This window comes from Affinundibacterium amnicola, assembly GCF_014284275.1.
Taxonomy (GTDB): domain Bacteria; phylum Pseudomonadota; class Gammaproteobacteria; order Burkholderiales; family Burkholderiaceae_D; genus Undibacterium; species Undibacterium amnicola.
On the sequence record NZ_JACOFU010000003.1, the window covers coordinates 270,717 to 289,841 of the forward strand.

At 44.2% G+C, this 19,125-nt stretch carries 15 protein-coding genes; 5 read left to right on the forward strand and 10 right to left on the reverse strand.

The annotated features are described in order from the left end of the window. Positions 1 to 3 precede the first annotated feature (3 nt). The 5 genes from H8K33_RS09180 to H8K33_RS09200 all read right to left on the reverse strand — a co-directional run bounded on the left by H8K33_RS09180 (position 4) and on the right by H8K33_RS09200 (position 5,727). Positions 4 to 1,344 (reverse strand): choice-of-anchor X domain-containing protein, encoded by a 1,341-nt coding sequence (locus H8K33_RS09180; RefSeq protein WP_186890719.1) that lies wholly within the window; start codon positions 1,342 to 1,344, stop codon positions 4 to 6. 134 nt (positions 1,345 to 1,478) lie between these two features. Then, the gene (locus tag H8K33_RS09185) at positions 1,479 to 2,366 is read right to left on the reverse strand and encodes a hypothetical protein (protein ID WP_186890720.1); all 888 of its coding nucleotides are present in this window, start codon (positions 2,364 to 2,366) and stop codon (positions 1,479 to 1,481) included. A 402-nt stretch (positions 2,367 to 2,768) separates the two neighbouring features. After that, positions 2,769 to 3,422, reverse strand: coding sequence for a glutathione S-transferase family protein (locus H8K33_RS09190; RefSeq protein ID WP_186890721.1), 654 nt, complete (start codon positions 3,420 to 3,422; stop codon positions 2,769 to 2,771). A 247-nt stretch (positions 3,423 to 3,669) separates the two neighbouring features. Continuing rightward, positions 3,670 to 4,236: a DUF3455 domain-containing protein gene (locus tag H8K33_RS09195; RefSeq protein WP_186890722.1), complete on the reverse strand. Its 567-nt coding sequence runs from the start codon at positions 4,234 to 4,236 to the stop codon at positions 3,670 to 3,672. Between the two features lie 234 nt (positions 4,237 to 4,470). Continuing rightward, entirely contained in the window at positions 4,471 to 5,727 is a 1,257-nt protein-coding gene (locus H8K33_RS09200; protein ID WP_222613362.1) for a metallophosphoesterase, read from the reverse strand. A 299-nt stretch (positions 5,728 to 6,026) separates the two neighbouring features. Here H8K33_RS09200 and H8K33_RS09205 point away from each other — a divergent pair, with 299 nt between their 5' ends. The 3 genes from H8K33_RS09205 to H8K33_RS09215 are packed head-to-tail and all read left to right on the forward strand — an operon-like array spanning position 6,027 to position 8,533. Further along, positions 6,027 to 6,572, forward strand: coding sequence for an ester cyclase (locus tag H8K33_RS09205; RefSeq protein WP_186890724.1), 546 nt, complete (start codon positions 6,027 to 6,029; stop codon positions 6,570 to 6,572). A 24-nt stretch (positions 6,573 to 6,596) separates the two neighbouring features. After that, entirely contained in the window at positions 6,597 to 7,712 is a 1,116-nt protein-coding gene (locus tag H8K33_RS09210) for a sensor histidine kinase (protein ID WP_186890725.1), read from the forward strand. After that, positions 7,709 to 8,533 (forward strand): LytR/AlgR family response regulator transcription factor, encoded by an 825-nt coding sequence (locus tag H8K33_RS09215; protein WP_186890726.1) that lies wholly within the window; start codon positions 7,709 to 7,711, stop codon positions 8,531 to 8,533. The genes H8K33_RS09210 and H8K33_RS09215 overlap by 4 nt, the downstream gene beginning before the upstream one ends. 4 nt (positions 8,534 to 8,537) lie before the next feature. On the opposite strand, the gene H8K33_RS09220 is transcribed toward H8K33_RS09215, so the two are convergent. After that, complete coding sequence (locus H8K33_RS09220; protein WP_186890727.1) at positions 8,538 to 9,473, reverse strand: CE1 family esterase; 936 nt, start codon at positions 9,471 to 9,473, stop codon at positions 8,538 to 8,540. A 343-nt stretch (positions 9,474 to 9,816) separates the two neighbouring features. On the opposite strand from H8K33_RS09220, the gene H8K33_RS09225 reads away from it, so the two are divergent. Then, positions 9,817 to 12,927, forward strand: a complete 3,111-nt coding sequence (locus tag H8K33_RS09225) for a COR domain-containing protein (RefSeq protein WP_186890728.1) — start codon at positions 9,817 to 9,819, stop codon at positions 12,925 to 12,927. 132 nt (positions 12,928 to 13,059) lie between these two features. Here H8K33_RS09225 and H8K33_RS09230 read toward each other — a convergent pair whose 3' ends face one another. Both H8K33_RS09230 and H8K33_RS09235 read right to left on the reverse strand, forming a co-directional pair. Next, a complete protein-coding gene (locus H8K33_RS09230; RefSeq protein ID WP_186890729.1) occupies positions 13,060 to 14,319 on the reverse strand; it encodes a sensor histidine kinase in 1,260 nt (419 codons plus the stop codon). Next, complete coding sequence (locus tag H8K33_RS09235; protein ID WP_186890730.1) at positions 14,300 to 14,998, reverse strand: response regulator transcription factor; 699 nt, start codon at positions 14,996 to 14,998, stop codon at positions 14,300 to 14,302. The genes H8K33_RS09230 and H8K33_RS09235 overlap by 20 nt, the downstream gene beginning before the upstream one ends. Positions 14,999 to 15,309: 311 nt before the next feature. On the opposite strand from H8K33_RS09235, the gene H8K33_RS09240 reads away from it, so the two are divergent. Then, positions 15,310 to 17,022 (forward strand): serine hydrolase, encoded by a 1,713-nt coding sequence (locus H8K33_RS09240; RefSeq protein WP_246443469.1) that lies wholly within the window; start codon positions 15,310 to 15,312, stop codon positions 17,020 to 17,022. An 81-nt stretch (positions 17,023 to 17,103) separates the two neighbouring features. Here the strand turns inward: H8K33_RS09240 and paeA are convergent, their stop codons facing one another. Then, entirely contained in the window at positions 17,104 to 18,408 is a 1,305-nt protein-coding gene (gene paeA, locus H8K33_RS09245; RefSeq protein WP_186890731.1) for a polyamine export protein PaeA, read from the reverse strand. A 139-nt stretch (positions 18,409 to 18,547) separates the two neighbouring features. After that, on the reverse strand, positions 18,548 to 18,964 hold the full coding sequence (locus tag H8K33_RS09250; RefSeq protein WP_186890732.1) for a hypothetical protein: 417 nt from the start codon (positions 18,962 to 18,964) through the stop codon (positions 18,548 to 18,550). Between the last annotated feature and the right edge of the window lie 161 nt (positions 18,965 to 19,125).

Consider the following 19,125-nt stretch of genomic DNA (forward strand, 5'->3'; position numbering starts at 1 on the left):
ATGTTATTTTGCGCTAAGTCCTGTGGCGAGAGTTTGACGTTTCAAGCTACAGGCGCTTTGTGGATATGGGCGAAGCGCTTGTGCCGGGTCAAATGCCAGCAACGCTGCTTTGGCCAGCTCAACATCCTTGTTAAATTCTTTCAAATGTCGTCTTCTCTCTTCCGTGTCTGGTTCCGCATCGGAGAATCCTTTCAGCGAATAATTTTTGGTTTTATGAGCGACCGCTTCGATTCGCGGAATGAGTGCGCGGTCTGGATCGACATTTTCCTTGAGTAAATAGCCATCGACGTCGCGCAGGCTCATAGGAAAGTTGGCCTCCTGATCGCGTAATAAATTCCCAGCTGCAGTCAATTTAATTTCAGTCCGGCCTTGTGGCAGCAACTCATTAAAATTTAGTAATGCAAATGCTTGACCCTTTGCATCGTCCAGTCGTGCATTGATGATGTAGCGACCTGCTTGTCTGACTTCAATTGGCAAGTAAAAAACTAAGGCACCATTTTCGATGACATCGCGGATCTTGCCCGCCCATGTCGCGGGCAGTTCGGGCGAATAGATGACATCAAAAAACATGCGGCCAGCTTGACCATTCACTGTGTACTCGATCTGGGTGCGTATGGTTCCATTGAAAGTCGAAAAGCTACTATTCGCTGGATGCAAAATCGCACTAGAAATACCATCGTTGGCTTGCGCGTCACCATCGCGACCATTGTCGGCAAACGCTAGGGGAACTTGGGCAATAGGGCGATCAGCGTTGAAACTGAGTGTGTTAGAAAATGCTCGCGTCACAAACAGCGGCACACTTTGTTGATTGGCATCTTTGGCTTGCAGGCTAAAGCGCACGTCCTCATTGGCAGCAAGATACACACGTGATTGACTTGAACTAATTTGTATCGATGCGTCGGTTTTGCCATCAGGTTTTCGCATCGCATGATTTTCTGTAATGGCTTGATTTGGATAAATCTGATCAGGATGTTCACTGATAGGACGTGAGTTCATCGGATACTTACTCGCTTCGCGGTAACTACATAATGTGTGATCGACTTCTTCAAGTTGGCTGATGAGTTTTTTCTGCAATTCCTCTCGGCTGGCCATTGCGATAGGTAATGTGCTTGCTTGTACTGCTGCGGCCGGTTCAGTTTGTTGTTGGCTATTGATGTGCTGATTGGCTGGCAATGGATTATCGTCTGACGGAATTAAACTTTTCCAAGTAAGAAAAGCAAGGCTCGCCACCACGATGCTACCAAGCGTGATTGCTATTTTTGACCTGAACCAGTGTTGCGGATAGGCTTGAGATGGATTGGTATTTTTTCCGGAATTTCCAGATTTTGAAGGCGTTGATTTCACGGAGACTTTATTTGATGAACTTGATTTGATTCAAATTCGTTGATGGATTTAGCTGATGGACTTAGTTGAGCCACCAAACTAACAACAGGACGCAAAGCGCATGTCGGCTTGCATCCTGTCGTAGTTGGCAACAACTAAAGTGCGCTATTGACGACCGCCGTTCGAACTACCGAAATAATTCCTAGCCAATTCCCGCTCGCATAGTGATTGTAGGCCTCGTTGTCATCGCGGAACACGACCGAGTGATAGGACCATTTGGTCGAACCGCCTTCATTGGCAGCAGTTCCCATCGTTAAATCATTGCATAACCAATCGCTAGGATTACACAAAGAGCGCCCTGAACTACCAGCAACACCACCTGTGCTGTGATAGGAAACTGCCTCGTCATCTTGTCCAGGTAAGATGCCAGAATAGACCGTACCTTTTGCACCAGCGTACATATAGAACCAAACATTTGCGGTGTTGTTGTGGTTGTACATGGCTCGAGCCGTGGTAGTCTTCAAATCCTTTACCAAAGGTTCGGTCAATGCCCATGAACCTGCATCAGATAATTCTGATCCACCACCGGCACCAGATGCCGCACGCACCCATTTGATGTTCCAGCCTGTTTGCGCGGTGCCGTCTGAGTTACTGCATTGCCCACCTGAATTGGCGACTGCATTTTTCTTCATGCGTGAAGAGCTACCATAATTCGCCAGCGTGTAACCCATCATTAAGTCACCAGCACTATGCGTTGCGATATAGCACCAGTTGTTCCCCGTGCAGAAGCAATCCAGTGCGTCGCGGATTTTGCCATTTTGCGATGCGATGCTGTTATAGCCATCCCAATTCACGGCTTTCTTATTGACACCAGCAGCGGTCGACGCTGGTCCCCAATAAGTAAAGCTGCCGTAGTTGCCAACCACGCCGCCACCACCGCGACCATTGACCCATAAAGTGTAATTTTCTGCGCTGGCGATATTTGAAACGATTGCACTTGCGAGTAAAACTAAAGAGATCAGTAAACGTTTGAACTTCATCATGCGACTCCCATTGAGACCAACTTGGATGAAAAAACGAGCACACTATGCGGATGGTTTTTTATATCGCCTAGTGAGTAGATGACCGCTTGTTATTGTTGTGACGTAATCTGAACTTCGTCGATTTGAATTCAAGTGGTCTGCACGGATTATCAAAATCAGATCAAGCAGGGTCAATTTGCGTTGCAACAAAAAAGCATGCAGAAAATGCGCAAGAAAGCTTGAGAAAGAACTTGTTTAGCTATGAGAAATAGCAGATTTGTCGCAATTAGAGATTAGTCTCTAAACGGATTTTCAGCTGCGAAAGTGTTGGGAATTCAGAACAAGTGGTCAGGCACCCTGGAATGCTTGCTAGCAATCTTAAGGTGAGAAGTTTGACACTTCTCACCGATGGAAAATCTGGGGTTAATAGTAAGGCGCGCTAATTCCTTCTTGCGCCAAACTGTTTCGTATCGATGGCCGATCAAATAGCTTTTGCAGGTAAGGTTTTAAATGCGGGTATTCGCGAGCAGGTTTCGTCATGCCACGCGTCCAGCGACATAGCATGAATAAAAATAGATCAGCACAAGAGAGTTCTTGACCGAGCAAGTAAGTACCGGGCGTTATATTGAGTTGCGTATCGATATAGCGCAACATTTCGGCGACGCGTTGCTCCGCGTGTGCTTTTACTTGCACAGCGGTAGCCTCGTCGTTACTTAAACGTTCGGGATAAAAGTAGCTGAGTAATTCCGCTTGTAAGGTATTGGACAAGTAAAACATCCATTGATATAAACGTGCCCGTTCAGTCGTGCCAACTGCAGGATTAAAATGTGACGATTGTTTTGCATCCGCGTACTTTTCAGCCAAGTACAAACAAATCGCAGCGCTCTCACTGAGGTGCAGGTCTCCGTCAATCAAAAACGGTATCTTGCCTTTGGGGTTAAGTTTTAAGTAAGTCGCTTCTTGATGTTGTTGTTTGGCGGTGTCGATTAAAACCAACTCGTAAGCTATTCCTAATTCTTCCAAAAGAAAATGCGGTGCAAGGCAAGCAGTACCGGGCGAATAAAAGAGCTGGATCATAAAATCATCTTCCTTGAAATGAGAAATTACTTACGAAAAAACCAAGTAAGGATATTTTCGCATAAACAAGGCAGGTATTTTCTGTTTGATGAAGTAGAAAGCCGCAGGGTTTGTACCCAGAAGCGAGACAAAGACAAAAAAATCAATCTACATATCATCCATGAGAATAAAGCGGTACATGATTATTCTCATGGTCTGACAGATCATGCATGACTCATGACTCATGACTTATAAGGAATGATTCAGCTTAGCTCGCTTTGTAGAAAAAATAATCTGCCTGATATTTGATCAATTTTTTCGCACCCAATTTATCGATGGAGCAGCTATCTGTTGGTGCGATGCCGCCCATGGTGTTTAGGCGTTGAATATAGCTTATATCTGTCATCGCGCCCATGGCAGGCGCATTAGGAACTGCGTTCGCTTTGACCAATTGCAGAGGAATTGCTGTTGCAGAGGCAGGTGCAATTGCGATTTGCTTACCCGTGACTTTGCTGCCGTCGTTCGATTCCCATGTTGGACCACCGTAATATTTACCGACTACCATGCCATTTTTGTCACTTAGCACTGCGTTCGGTCCCGCAAACACCCATTCGTAGGCAACTGTGCTATTCGCTTTAACACGACACTCATAAGTTAAATCGCCACTACCCACAGCGATCATGACTAACTGGTTTCCCGCTGGAACGCTGATCGCAGCAGGTGTTTCAGGTGCAATTAAGGTGGAGCCGCATGCTGTTAATGAAACCAAAATGGATGCTGCTGCGGTAATACGTGCAATACGTGCAATACGTGCGAGGCGAATTGTTTGTTTCATGGCTATCTCCAAAAAATAAAAACGAAAAGTGCGCCACTTTTTGCAAGTGACGCGGGTTTGCGATACCTAGCTATATACGTTGTCGCAAACGAATCGGATTCAAGAATTGGTGAAAATAGAAGAATTAAACTGTTCATGCTATGAAAGGTGACGATCTATCTTTGAGGAGAAGTCCATAGAGAAACGTTTATTTGATGTGAGTTTATGTGAGCATGTTGTCATGTCAATTACATCTTACTGTGATTGAAATGATTGACGCAGGCCTTGTGCATTCACCAAAAATTCTTTCCCATGTTCGATGAACAGACCTTGTGTACTTGCCAGATTTTTTGCCTGACCATGCTTGACATCGATTTTAATGACTTTGCCGGCGTAGTCGATGCGCACATCGCTGACGACGCTGTGTCCAATGACGATCTTTTCGGCGCCAAAATGATGAAGAATTTTTTCGACTTCTTCTTGATCAGGTTGATGTATCTCGGCATTGAGTGGGTCATAGGCTAAAAATGTAGCGCGTAATAAAAAGGACATCGACAAACTTCTATCCCAATAAGGACTGTGGTAAGAGCCGAGTACGAGTTTTTCTGTTGGTGTATTTGGGTAGTTATCTGGGCTAAGTCCATAAAATTGGCGAGCAATGCGATTGATATCGGCGATCTGCAATTGCGCTTGTTGGTGCTCGCTGCGCAAGCCACCGTGCACAAAAATATAGCCACCAATTTTTTCAGCAACATTTTTACTGCGTAACCAGCGACCGATTTCTGACTTGTCTGAATACAGCCATTTACCAGCTTGCTCCCAATGTTTTTCGCCACTGAGGCGTTGTGCAATGCCAATGTAACGACGTTCTGCATGCGTGACATTGCCATACATATTCATAATCTCGTGATTGCCGAGAATGAAATGCACTTTGCCACCATGCCGTTTGGCTTTCTCTTCCAAAGAATAAATCAGCCATAGCACGGCAGTGACTTGATTGCCACGGTCAACGAAGTCGCCATTCAATACGAGATGTCCATCACCGAAAATCCAATCGTAATTTTTATCGATGACTTTGTTCGCAATCAAGAAGCTGTGAAAAGCATCGAAATTACCTTCAATGTCTGAGATTGCTAGGATCTTTGCAGGCAGGGCATAGTGATCTGTTTCAGTTGAATAAGCGCTCTGCAATTGAACATTAAATTGATCCTGATCCGCATTTCCAACTTCGACAACGAAGCTTTGATCACGCAACATGGTTTCAGTTATTAGCTCTGATTTGGCATTCACTGTATATTTTTGATCGGCAACAATGTAGGGGCCATCAATGCCATTCAAGTTAGCTGGCGCGATATGATTTACATTAAATGCGAAGTCTTCTTGATTAAATAGTGCATCGAGACCAGACCATTGGTAGTTATAAACACCGGTTCGCTCATTCAAACTTTCATCACCGAAAATCAAGGTAGTGAGTAGATAGTAGCCGCCAAGAATGATGACGCTCCATTTCATGAGTCTTTTTGCGTAGCGTTTCAACATGTGTCTGGTTTTCCCTTGAATTTTTTAGCGATGCGTGAGAGTACTTTGAGAGTGCATTGAGAGTAAATAGTTCAGATAAATCTTGTTCAGTGAAAGTTGAATCAAGGCACATATTGAATCGAGGGGGCAATCTAAGGTCGATTTTGATCACGAAAAAAATACCGGATAGCACAGTAACTTCACCACTCACCACAAATTTCTACGAATTAAAAAACACGAGGATTAGATTGCTATCTCAGAGCGTTTTGCTCTTTACTTTTGGAGATAGGAATATGAAAATCATTACACTCATGTTAGTCGCTATTTTGGCAGGCTGTGCTTTGCCAGGGACACAGTTTGCGCACGCTAGTAACTTACTTGACAGACCGGCGGTGAGTGAGCGGCAATTGGCTAAGAACAAAGCTGCCGCGATAAAAGTGTATGAAGAAGGCTTGAGTCAGGGTAAATTCGAAGTCGCGTACACCAAGGATTTCCTTGGTCGTGGCGGTGGTACAGCAACATTCACGCATGCCGATGGCATCAAAGAAGCAAAGGGCTGGCGTCAGGCTTTTCCTGATTTGAAAGTGAATGTTGATTTAGTCGTTGCTGAAGGGGATTTGGTCTCTGTGCGTTGGACTGCGCGCGGCACTAACAGCGGCACGGGTAATGGCATACCGGCTACTGGGAAATATGTGCAAACCAGTGGTACCACGGTATTTCGTTTTGTAGATGGTGCGATTGCAGAAGAATGGACTGCTGGTGATGCTTTAGGTTTGATGAAGCAGTTAGGTTTGTTACCTGCGCCTAATGCTAGTTCTGGCAGTAATGCAGCAAAATAAAATGAGTCTTTGTAACATAAGCCTATGGAAACGCAGAGCAAAGTAAAGTTCTTCCAATCTCCACTCGTCATCATTGGTCTGGCATGGACCTTGGTGGGACTTTTGCTAGGCACGCAAGCATGGGTCGCCCGCGCAGTACGTGGCGAACCCATAGCCTTGTTGCATACACTGGCGATCTGGTTAGCTTGGTCGTATCTGTGGGCGCTATTCACTCCTGTGGCCTTGAACTTGTTGCGACGCTTTCCATTCAGTAAGCCGCGCATTAGCACGCATCTCATGATTCATCTGCTTGCCAGTATTGTGATTGCTATTCTCGATCTGGCCGCCTATGCAGTCGTCGCGCCCTACGTTGGTGCGATGAGTGTCGGTATCAATTGGTGGGCAACCTTCTCACAATTATTTGGTACGACGATCTTACTGAATCTACCCGTGTATTGGCTGATTATTGCCATCGCGCAGGCAATAAACATGATAGCGCTGCATCGTGAACGCGAGCGGCGTGAGGCTGAATTAAGAGCGCAATTGAGTGAATTAAGTTTGCAAGCATTGAAAGCGCAATTGCAGCCGCACTTTTTGTTTAATGCTCTCAATACCATTGCCGTGCTGATGCGCGAAGATGTGAATTTGGCGCATCAAGTTTTGTTACAACTGAGCCGTCTGTTACGTCGTGCTTTAGAAAACACCTCCGGTCAGCTCATCAGTTTAAGTGAAGAAGTCGCTTTTTTAGAGATTTATCTGGCTTTGGAAAAAATTCGATTTCAAGAACGATTGCATTATCAGATTGAAATCGCAGATGATGTAGGCGCGGCACAGGTTCCTAGTTTTTTATTACAAACTTTAGTAGAAAACGCTGTGCGCCACGGTTTGGCAGAACGTCAAACGCAAGGTCACATCATTATTGCCGCGCAATTGGAAGGGGAGGGCTTGCGCCTGAGCATACAAGACAATGGCAAAGGTTTGCCATTGTCGAACCCATCCATGTTGAATCCAGAGGGAATCGGTTTATCGAATACCAAAGCGCGTCTTGCGCTGTTATATGGAGATCGTGCGCATTTTGACATTCAAAGCCTGCCGCAAGGCGGTACTTTGGTCACGATACTTATACCGCATTTTTTCGCAGAAAAAGAAGGAACATCATGAGAAGCATACGCACCTTATTAGTCGATGATGAACCGATTGCTTTGCGTGGCTTGCAACAGCTTTTACAGACCGAAGACGATATTGAAATTGTTGGACAATGCGCAGACGGCGCCGCGGCGATTGCCAGCATTGCGGAGTTACAGCCTGATTTGGTATTTTTAGATATACAAATGCCAGAGCTAAGTGGCTTTGATGTAATTGCAGGGATAGGCCTTGAATGCATGCCTATGGTGATTTTTGTGACAGCCTATGACGCCTATGCGATACGTGCGTTTGAGGTGCATGCACTTGACTATGTACTCAAGCCAGTTGATCCGCAGCGTTTGCAACAAGCACTACAGCAGGCGAGGCGGCAGATGCAGAACAGACATGTGCCGCAACAGCCAGAGTCTGAAGCAAAAACATCTAATAGCATGCCAACCATGCTAAGGGCGCAAATACAAAACGTATTGCAAGAATTGGGATGGGTGGAGCCTCAGCGTTGGTGTAAGCGATTGGCGATTAAGCATAATGGGCGCGTGATCCTTATCGACATCAATGATGTCGATAAGATCGAGGCTGCTGGTAATTATGTAGAGATAGAAGTGCGCAGATCAGAAGGCAATAAATCATATCTCTTGCGTGAAAGCTTGAGCAGTCTGGAGCAAAGATTGGATCCAGCACAATTTGCCCGTATCGCCCGCTCATCTATCGTCAACATCAATTCAGTACAAGAGCTACAAAATATGTTCAATGGCGACTTTGTCGCGGTATTAAAAAATGGCAGCAAAGTGAATGGTAGCCGCCGTTACCGCGAGGCTTTGGATGTCTTGTTGAACTAAATGCTTATCGACGATGCTTTTGAAAGAACTGCCAAATGATGTCATTGAGATTGATATCGTTAGAAGTCTTTCCAATCGGTAAACCAATATTGAAAGGATCAGCGCCCGCCCAAGTATGGCCGCCATTATTGATAGTCACCAAGCTAGCTTGATATTGCCCGACCTTGTTTTCGATTATGTCGACATCCGTACCATCGTTGGGATCACGATTGAAGCTCTGTTTATTTTCCATTGTTGCATCTCTGACTTTGCCAGTATTCTGTTGTATCCAATACTCATAACCTGCCAGTGCCGACAAATAGCCATCTGGTTTGCCAGCATAAAGCACCACTTGATCCGCAGTACCCATGGCAATCATCACGCCTACAGGTTTTTTCTCGCCACGTGGAACTTGGTTTTGTTCGACAGGCACAGGAAGGCTGGCACCGACAGAAGCAATCGCGGCGATTCTATGTGAGAGCTCTGCTGCCAATCTTTGCGCAAAGAAGCCACCACGTGATAAACCTGTTGCATAGATTCTTGAACTATCAATGCGGAAATTCTTTTCCAGCTGATTCAATAAACTATCAGTGAAGCCGACATCGTCGGTACCGTCTTGGTAAGAAGTGCCAAAGCCCACATTCCAATCTTGTTTCCCGACATTACCGAGGCCTTGCGGATAGACCACGATGAAATCAAATTGATCGGCGGCTTTGTTCATCTGCGTGTACAACATCTGTTCGCGCGCTGTCATTCCACCACCATGAAAATTCAATACCAGCGGATATCGTTTATCAGGATTGCTGGCATAGGATTTTGGTGTGTAAACGATGTAGCGACGTTTTTCTTCTTTGTGGGTGAGCCCTTTTTCTTGCGCTTGTACGTTTTCGACATACAAAGATGCAGTTGCCAGTAAACTGAGAGACAAGACAGTGCTCAAAAATAGCCGAAGTGATTTCATACATTTTCTTTACTAAGATTACATAGCCAATGCTATGAAAAGTGGGCTTAGTTTAAGGAGATGAGGGTGAAATTTTGGTGAAGTTTCTCGACAATTATTCATAATCGAAAGTTCAATAATTGATTAAATAATATCATTTCACCCCAATAAAGCATTCTTGTGAATGATGGATATGACGATATGTTCTAACTCATCTCTTGAGTAGAAAGTATGGGTAAAAAAACTGACGAGTATTCTGAAAATATGGAATACTTTAATTTTTATAATTATTAGCCTTTGTTTTATTGTCGCGATTATTGCCTTAAATATCTCAACTCAAAAATTGCCAGAAAAGAAAAATACCATGTCCGAACTTGCTTTAAAGCTAATTTATGAAAACAAACAAAGTCGAGCAAAATTGCTTGATTTGGGAAATTGTGGGTTGACAGTGTTGCCGGAAGAATTGAAAGAACTAGTTTGGCTGGAAACACTGAATTTGGGAGCGGGTTGGAAGGATTGGGAATCAGATAGATTCGTAAGGCACCGAATACAAAATGCTGGGGGGCATAATGTTCTAAATGACATTTCTTTACTGGCTAGTCTACCAATGCTTCAAAATATTGGATTAAATTTCACAGGTGTCTCAGGTTTAGATCCAATTGCTGGATTGCGTAATTTACGTAATCTAAATGTGATGGGTTGCGCACCAAGTGATTTGGATGCATTAAGTAAAAGTAAAAAGTTACAGGTTTTGTATTGCGACTCGAAATTAATTGACAACATCACCCCATTGTCCAATCTCAGAGGGCTAGTCGTCGTAGATCTTTCATCAACTCAAATTGTTGATATTTCGCCGTTGTCAAATTCAATTGGGTTGAGAAAACTTAACCTGAATTCGACTAAAGTGCGTAGTCTTTCTCCTTTGTCGACTTTAGATGCATTGGAATTAATAGTATTAGATTCGACTCGGGTAAATAACCTCGCTTCACTACACAATTTAAGAGAATTGCAACAGCTAAGTGTTAATTTTACGAATATAGATGATCTTTCTCCTTTATCGAGTTTAAGTAAGTTAAGAGCACTTCGAGTTAGTTTTACAAAAGTTAGTGATTTAATTCCTTTATCATACTTAACTGCTCTGCTGCACCTTTCGATAAATTCGACTAGAGTTACCGATCTCTCTCCCTTGTCGAGTTTGAGTGAATTGCGAACAATTCGGTTGGACTCGACCAGAGTTCGAGATCTGTCTCCACTATCTGAATTAAGCTCCTTACGAAGCCTTAATCTTGACAATACTTTCGTGAACGACCTTTCTCCTTTGCGTAAAATGTTAGAGCGTGGTAGTGGAGTCTTTACAAATATTCAGGGCGATATTACTGTTGCAAATTGTCCACTCACCATTCCGCCGATCGAAATAGTTTTCCAGGGCAATGAAGCAATCCTCAGCTATTTCCGTGAGCGTGAAGCAGGTGAAGTTGATCATCTTTACGAAGCAAAGATGTTGATTCTTGGCGAAGGTGGTGCAGGAAAAACTAGCCTGCTACGCCGCCTTTATCAGCCAAGTGAGTCTTTACCTGCTGAGCAAGAAAGTACTAAGGGAATTGACATTTATAGGCATGATTTTCCATTAGAAAATGGACGCATTTTTCGCTTAAATGTTTGGGACTTTGGCGGACAAGAGATTTATCATGCAACTCATCAATTTTTTCTTACGCGCCGATCATTATATCTACTATTAGATGATACTCGTAAGGATCATAAATCGGTATCTGATCCTGGCTTCAAAGATTGGCTAGATTTGATAGAGATGTTTGGCGATAATAGTCCGGCACTTATTTTTCAAAATGAAAAATCTGGACGTAGCAAGGCGATTGGCATGGATGGAATTACGGCCCGATATCCATTGGTGAAGGATTGTTTTAAGGGGAATTTAGAAAATGCGTATGCAGCCGATTTGTTGCGGCAAGCAATTGCTGACTACGCTGCCAATCTGCCACATATAGGTGAAGAATTGCCAGCTAAATGGATCAAAGTGCGCACTGAAATTGAAGAACGTGCGCAGCAAGTGGCACACATCAGCCAGCAAGAATACTTTGCAATTTATGGACGTCATTTGTCGTTTGACCGCGTTAAAGCTCTGCATTTGTCGCGCTATTTTCATGACCTCGGCGTGTTTTTGCACTTTCAAGATGATCCGTTACTTGCGCGAACTGTCATTCTTCAGAACACGTGGGCGACGCATGCCGTTTATCGAGTGCTTGATGATGAAATTGTGAAGGCACGTCATGGACTTTTTGATCGCGACGATTGTGTCCGTATTTGGCGAGACAGTGAGTATGTTGATATGCATCCGGAGCTGTTGGCGTTGATGCAGCGCTTTGAACTGTGCTATCTTTTACCACATAGTAGAACGCCAACGTGGTTTGCACCACAGTTATTGATGCCAGATAAACCGCAGGCACTCATTGGCTGGCCACAAATGGGCGATCTGGTTGTACGTTTTCGGTATGAATTTATGCCGAAGGGCATTGTCAGCCGGTTAATGGTGCGGCAGCATCGACTAACGGGGGACCCAACTGATGCCTGTCTGACTTGCGTACTTTTTCATCATAATAATAGTAGCGCTACTTCAGAACTTCTGCCCTCCGGAGATGAAATTGAGTTGCGTGCACGGGGTCCAGAGCGCAAAGTATTGTTGAATGTGCTGGCAACTGAATTGGAGGCGATTAATCAGAAATTTCCTGGTCTTCATGACAGAGTTGCGAAGCGTATTCCGTGCATATGTAAAGATTGTAGCGATGCAGTGCAACCTTTTATGTTTGAAGAGCGCAATTTACTTCGGCGGATTGAGAAAAACGTATCGCAAGTTGAGTGCGAATGCAGTCTTGAAAAAGTTGACGTACGTATGTTGTTGGATGGCGTTCATGCAGGCGAAACAGCAGATCAGCCAGATTGGGCTAAAAATAGCAAACTATCGACACCCCGGACAGTAAAGATTTTTTTAGCATCATCCAATGAACTATTGGCTGATCGAGATTCATTTGAATTGCATTTTCGGCGCGAAAATGATCGCTATCAAGCGACTGGGCAATATTTGGAAATCATTCGATGGGAAAATTTTCTTGATTCTGTATCAAGCACTCGAAAGCAGGATGATTATAATGATGTAATCAACGATTGCGATGTTTTTGTTAGTTTATTTTCGACCAAGGCGGGCAAATATACTGCAGAAGAATTTGAAATAGCCTATAGCCAATTTAAGCTCAAGGGCTTGCCGAAGATCCTTACTTTTTTCAAGGACGAGTCAATTACAACTGGTAGTTTACGGCGTGAGGATATTCAATCGCTTTGGGACATGAAAGATAAACTAGCCAAACTTGGTCACTTTCACACTGCTTACGATAATACTCAGGATCTACTTCTGCGGTTTAAGCAGCAATTACAGAAAATGACCGATAAAGGCATGCTGAAATGAACTTTGTTAAGTGATTTTACATTTCTGCAGAAGGAAGTGCGTTTGGATTTAATGTTTTTCTTTAATTAATTTGTTGAAGAATTGAACCTTGATATTGGAATTTAGAGTTGAAATTTAAGTGAAATGATTGGCTTATTTTTCCCTAGGGCTCAGCTTGATGCTGACCTCGAAATAATTGTTACGGTGTTGAAAATCGATTTGCCAATCGAGTGCGTGAACGATACGTGTCAGTAGATTTTTACCATGGGTAAAGCCGCTCGTATGCGATGGCATAGGCGGTGCAATAGCATTGCCGATGACGATATGATCGGTGTCGATATTGATTTTGATGATGACTTGATCGCCACCGTGAAATAAGGCGTTGTTTAACAAATTATTGAACAACAATGTCAGCAAATGTGGATTCGCCATCGCCGTCGTTTTTTTGTCAAACACAGCTTCATCCAAGTCGAGCGTGAAGTGGTGTTGATGCGCTTGTGCAGTCTTTTCTAGATTTAAAATGGCATGCTCTAGATGTGCCAGTAAATCGGTTTCTTGTAGTGCCAAATTCTCTGCACGCGCCAGAGCTAATAATATCTCTAAGGTCTGATCGATCTCTGTCATGGACGAGGTCAAGAGTTGGCGATCTTCTTGAGTCAATGCAGCATTAGCGTCGCGATGTAGTAAATTCTTAATGATGGTTACGGGTGTTCTAAGCTCATGGCTGACATCACGCGTGAACAAGCTTTCGCGTTTTAGTGCCTCTTGTAATGACTGCAAATTATGCGCTAATGTTTTCGCCAAAAATCCAATTTCGTCAGCACGATCTGATGCAGAGAATGTTGGTGCTTGTTGATCTTTAACACTTAATCTGAGTTCATCATTCAATTGCAAAAGCGGAGCAGCAATATGTCGCGCTAAACGATAGGCCAATAGCAAAGCGCTACCTGTCATTAATAGGGCGATTACCAACATGAAGTCAGCCAAATTTTTAGACAAATTATTGACGACTAAAAATGGACTGACCTCAGCGACTAGATACGCGCCTTGTTGATCGTCGGTCAGGCGTAGTACGTGATAATGTAAGCGCAGTTTTGTGAATACTTCAGCTTTGCTTCTGCCTTCAAGATTGGCAGCCTGCACGTCTGCTCGGACGGCCTCTGGCAACTGCGCAAAGTTTGGTATCAGTTGCAGATAATTGCTGCGCGGTGGTTGCCATAGGCTAGTTTTCGCATATTGGTCGCGTAGGGTTTTTGCTTCGTAACTTAAGATGCTTTCCAGCACGGCATCTTCGGTAACATAGGCGACCAAGACCGCTACACCGGTATAACTGACACATAAAAATAGCGTGAAGCTGGCCAGCGTCACAAAGAGTTGTCGCTTGATACTAGTTTTAAATCGGGCGAACATCATCGTGCATCACTAATTGATAACCAAGATTATGCACCGTGTGCACCAAGTCATATCCAGCCACACTTTCTAGCTGTTTGCGCAAGCTATAAATATGCGATTTCAAAGCATCGCTCTGCGGTGGTGCGTCACCCCAGATGTCATGCAAAATTTGTGAACGACTGACAGCGTCGGGATATTTTTGCGCCAGTAAGAGCAGAATCTTAAAGCCCACTTGGGTCAGCGGAATGCTCTGGTCCGCATAATCAGCACGCATCTCTCTGACAAATAAACGTAAAGCGCCGATCTGTATTTCCTGCTTCACATGCAATTGTTGACGACGACTTAAAGCCTCGCAACGTAAAGCCACTTCACGAAAATCAAATGGTTTGGTCAAATAATCATCCGCACCTGTCGCGAAGCCCTGTGCTTTATCTTCAAACGCATCACGTGCAGTCAACATTAAGATAGGCACATTGCTCGGCGCTTGCGCTTTGATCTGTTGGCAGACTTGAAAGCCGTCAATGTCTGGTAAATTTAAATCCAGTAACACCACATCAAAGTGTTCGGCACTGGCAAGTTGCACAGCGTGTTTTCCTTCGCTGGCAAAATCAACTTGCCAGCGTAGACCAGACAAGAAATCACCAAGCTGCTTGGCAATATGCGGATTATCTTCAACAATTAATAACTTGAGTGGTTTCAAAATCGAGGAAATAGCTTGGTTGAGTCTTTTTTATTGTAATCCAAATGCCTAAACTCACATTTGGATTTTTGTTCATGACCGGACAAATGCCGTTGGTGCTGTGTTTTTTGCGTTTTATCGGAATACCTTTAAAAGCCGGGTTTGCTACGGTTAAGATGAGTCCATGCAATTGAATAATTAGAAATATCCTTGTTGTACGATTTACGTATCTCATCAGAACTTATGCAAAACTGTCGCCGCTGGGTGCTAACAACAACGCTGGTTTTGCATAAGCACTACGAATATTGAATGACCTTTTGAAGGGAAATCTCATGTCCAAATTAAACGCTATCGCTTTAACACCTATCGCCTTCGCTACTTTATTGCTCCTGCAATCCCCGATTACTTATGCACAAGATGCGGCAAAGATGAAGCCCTCAGCCGCCAGTGCGACAACACTAACACAGCAACTAGATCAGATTGGTGCTGGCTACTATAAAGCAGATCAGCCAGGTGCCACAGTGATCGTGATGAAGGATGGCAAAACCTTGCTGCGTAAGGCGTATGGTTTAGCCAATCTCCGCAATAAAGAAGCACTGCAAGCGGATCACGTCATGCGCTTAGGTTCGATCACCAAACAGTTCACTGCGGTCGCGATTCTGCAATTGGTGGAAGAAGGCAAAATTGCCTTGAATGATCCTGTCACAAAATTTTTCCCTGATTATCCTGAAACTGGTAAAACGGTCACCATCGAACACTTATTGACGCACACCTCAGGCATTCCAAGCTACACCGGTAAACCAGGATTTGTGGCGAAGTCGGTCAAAGATATCAGTGTCAGTGAAATGGTCGATAGTTTTAAAAATGATGCCTTGGAATTTGAGCCTGGCACGTCCTATAAATACAATAATTCTGGCTACTTTTTGCTCGGTGCAATCATAGAAAAGGTCAGCGGCGAGACTTATGCAAATTATGTTGCCAAGCGTATCTTCACACCTTTGGGTATGAATAACACCGCGCACGAAGGTCACGAACGTAGTCAGCAAGCGCGTGCGCAAGGCTATTCGCAACGCGGTGAAGGTTTTGATCCTAGTATGAAGATCAGCATGACACAGCCCTATGCTGCTGGTTCTCTTACTTCGACCGTGGATGATTTGGCGAAGTGGGATGCCGCGATCACGGCCGGTAAATTACTGAAAGCCGATAGCTGGAAACGTGCCTTTACTTCCTATAAATTAAAGAATGGTCAGGACACCAATTATGCCTATGGCTGGGGCGTCGGACAGTTTGAAGGCCAGCCTATGATTTCGCATGGCGGTGGTATTCCTGGATTTTCAACTTACGCCTTACGTCTGCCAAAAGATCAAGTGTATGTCGCAGTCTTGCACAATGCAGATCGTGGTTTACCGCAACCAGAAATGATCGCATCGCGCTTGGCAGCAGCGGTAATCGGCAAACCTATTCCTGAGTTTAAAACCGTTATGCTTGATGAAAAAACTTTGAATCAATATGTGGGTGTTTATCGTATTGATGAGAAGAATCGTCGTATCGTTGTGCGCGAAGGAAATAAATTAGTCATGACGCGCACCGACGGCCCACGAACAGAAATGCAAGCCTATTCGCAAAATGGTTTTTTTAAAGATCAAAATTCTTTATTGCGTGTCGAATTTAATCGCAATGCCAAGGGAGAAGTTAGCGATGTGGTGGTACACCAAAATGGCAATGCAGTGGTACATCCAAAATTAAATGAAGCTTTGCCAGAAGCACCAAAAGCCTTTGCTATGTCTGTCGAACAGTTTGCAGAATTCGCAGGTGATTATCAGATCCAACCTAACTTTGTCTTGAACGTGCGTCGTGAAGGTAATCGCTATGTCACACAAGCGACTGGGCAAGGACCTGTGGATATCATGCCAATCAGCGCAGACACTTTTAATGCGCCTGATGTTGGCGGACAGTTGAAGTTCGAAAAAGATGCGGATGGCAAAGTCACGCAATTGATTTTGACGCAAGGTGGACGTAATACGCCAGCGAAGAAAATCAAATAGGCTCCTTACTTTTGTTTGAATGTCCCTTCTCTCGCTTGCGGGGGAAGGGAGTGAATACAGAAAAAAATATGTCAGAATTTTTTAACCAGTCTCGCTCCTATTTGTCTTCACTACCAATAATTGATCTATCCTAAACTGGTCAATATCAACCACCTCAAATTTGTAATCACCAACCATCACAAAGTCGGTACGCTTGGGAATTTTTCTCAGCATCGTCATCATGAAACCTGCAATGGTTTCGTAATTGCCGCTTTCTGGTAAATCGTCGATATCTAAGGCACGGCATACATCTTCTATGGTGGTCGCACCATCAATCAACCAAGAGTTATCATCGCGGCGTACGATTTGATCTTCCAAGTAAGGATGCACCATACCATCCATTAAGGTGCTTAAAACATCGTTCAAGGTGATGATGCCAACCACTAAGGCGTATTCATTCAAGATCACCGCGAAGTCTTCCCGCGTGGCTTTGAATTGCTCCAGCATCTCAGACAACGTCAGCGAATCAGGAACGACTAAAGCAGTGCGTAATGAGAGTTCTTGTACTTTAGAAAAAGCTTGATTGGTTAAGATGCGTTTGAGAATATCTTTGGATTCGACATAGCCAACCACTTTATCGATTTGCCCATCGCAGACTAAGAATTTGGTGTGCGGATGTTCGGCGATTTTTTGTCGTATGCTTTCCTCGTTATCTTGCAGGCTTAAGTACACGATACTGTCACGCTGAGACATCGCGGAGGGAACAGTGCGGCTTTCCAGTTCAAACACATTGCCTATCATGCCGTGTTCGCGGGTTTGCAAAATACCGGCTTCTGCGCCAGCATTGACTACTGCATGAATTTCATCAGAGGTGATTTGATCATCGCGTTCAGTGGGTAATTTGAAGGTCGTAAAAATCAAATTCGACAAGCCGTTAAATATCCACACCAAAGGTTTAAACAATTTAACGCACAGCATCATCGGTGCAACGACAAACATCGCCACACTCTCCGGTGCAACCATTGCCAGTTTCTTTGGCATCAGGTCTGCAAACAAGATGAATACTGAGGTGACGAAGATAAAAGAACTCAGAAAGCTTAAAGTATCAATCCAGCTCGCATCACCAAACACCGAATGAAATATTTTGGCGAAGTAGGGTGTCAAAGATTGCTCACCCAAAATACCACCCAGAATCGCAATCGCATTCAGTGCGATTTGCACCACGGTGAAAAAATGCCCAGGCTCCTGTTGTAGCGCCAAGACCTTGCTGGCGCGCGGATCGCCATCGGTTTCCAGAATTTGTAGTTTGACTTTGCGAGCTGCTGCCAGAGCGATCTCGGACATAGAAAAAAAGCCACTGATTGCTACGAGCAGCAAGATAACTAAGAGATGATCAAATAATGCCATGTTGCCTCCATCAATGATAGTGAACATCATAGCCGAGCTTGGGGCGAAACTGGAAATAGTTCTAGTGTGGTGAGGCAGAGCTTATCGCGGTGGAACTTGGTTTCTCTATGCGGAAAGTGGCAAAATGCCCTTAAAGTGCTTAAGTAGATTGCGTGGTACGTTTCGTGATTGTCTGTTCAGCCCACATCTTGGCACTGTCAAAATCAGGAAAGAAATGACGCAATCCAATGCGATGGTAGGTTGATTTGACCAACTCTTTTCCATCGACATCATCTGCTGCAACAATCACGTTTTCTATGCAGTGGAGTTTAGTCTGACTAACTTCGATTGCACGCGCAATGCGATCAATCGCATCGCCGGGACATAAGATGGAATCATGCACGATCGTAATGCCGATATAAGGACGTTCTGCAGAAAACGTGCTAGCTAGTTGAAAGGCTTGCGCCGCCCAGTATTCCACCAGCTCACGATTCCATGGACCGGTTAATTCGGTGATCAAAAGTTGTCCCTCTGTCCAAACCTTAAATCTGCCGTGGGGGCGAAATATAGCATTCATGCAAATCCTAAGCGCTAATTCCAAACGAACCAGCATGACGATTGATATTTTAATGACAAATGCCAGAATTATAAGCGCAAGAGGGAGGAAGGCATCATGGATAAACGATAAATTTCGTTAAATTACCGGGATGTGGAAACAAGATGATGGGCTGGCCAGAT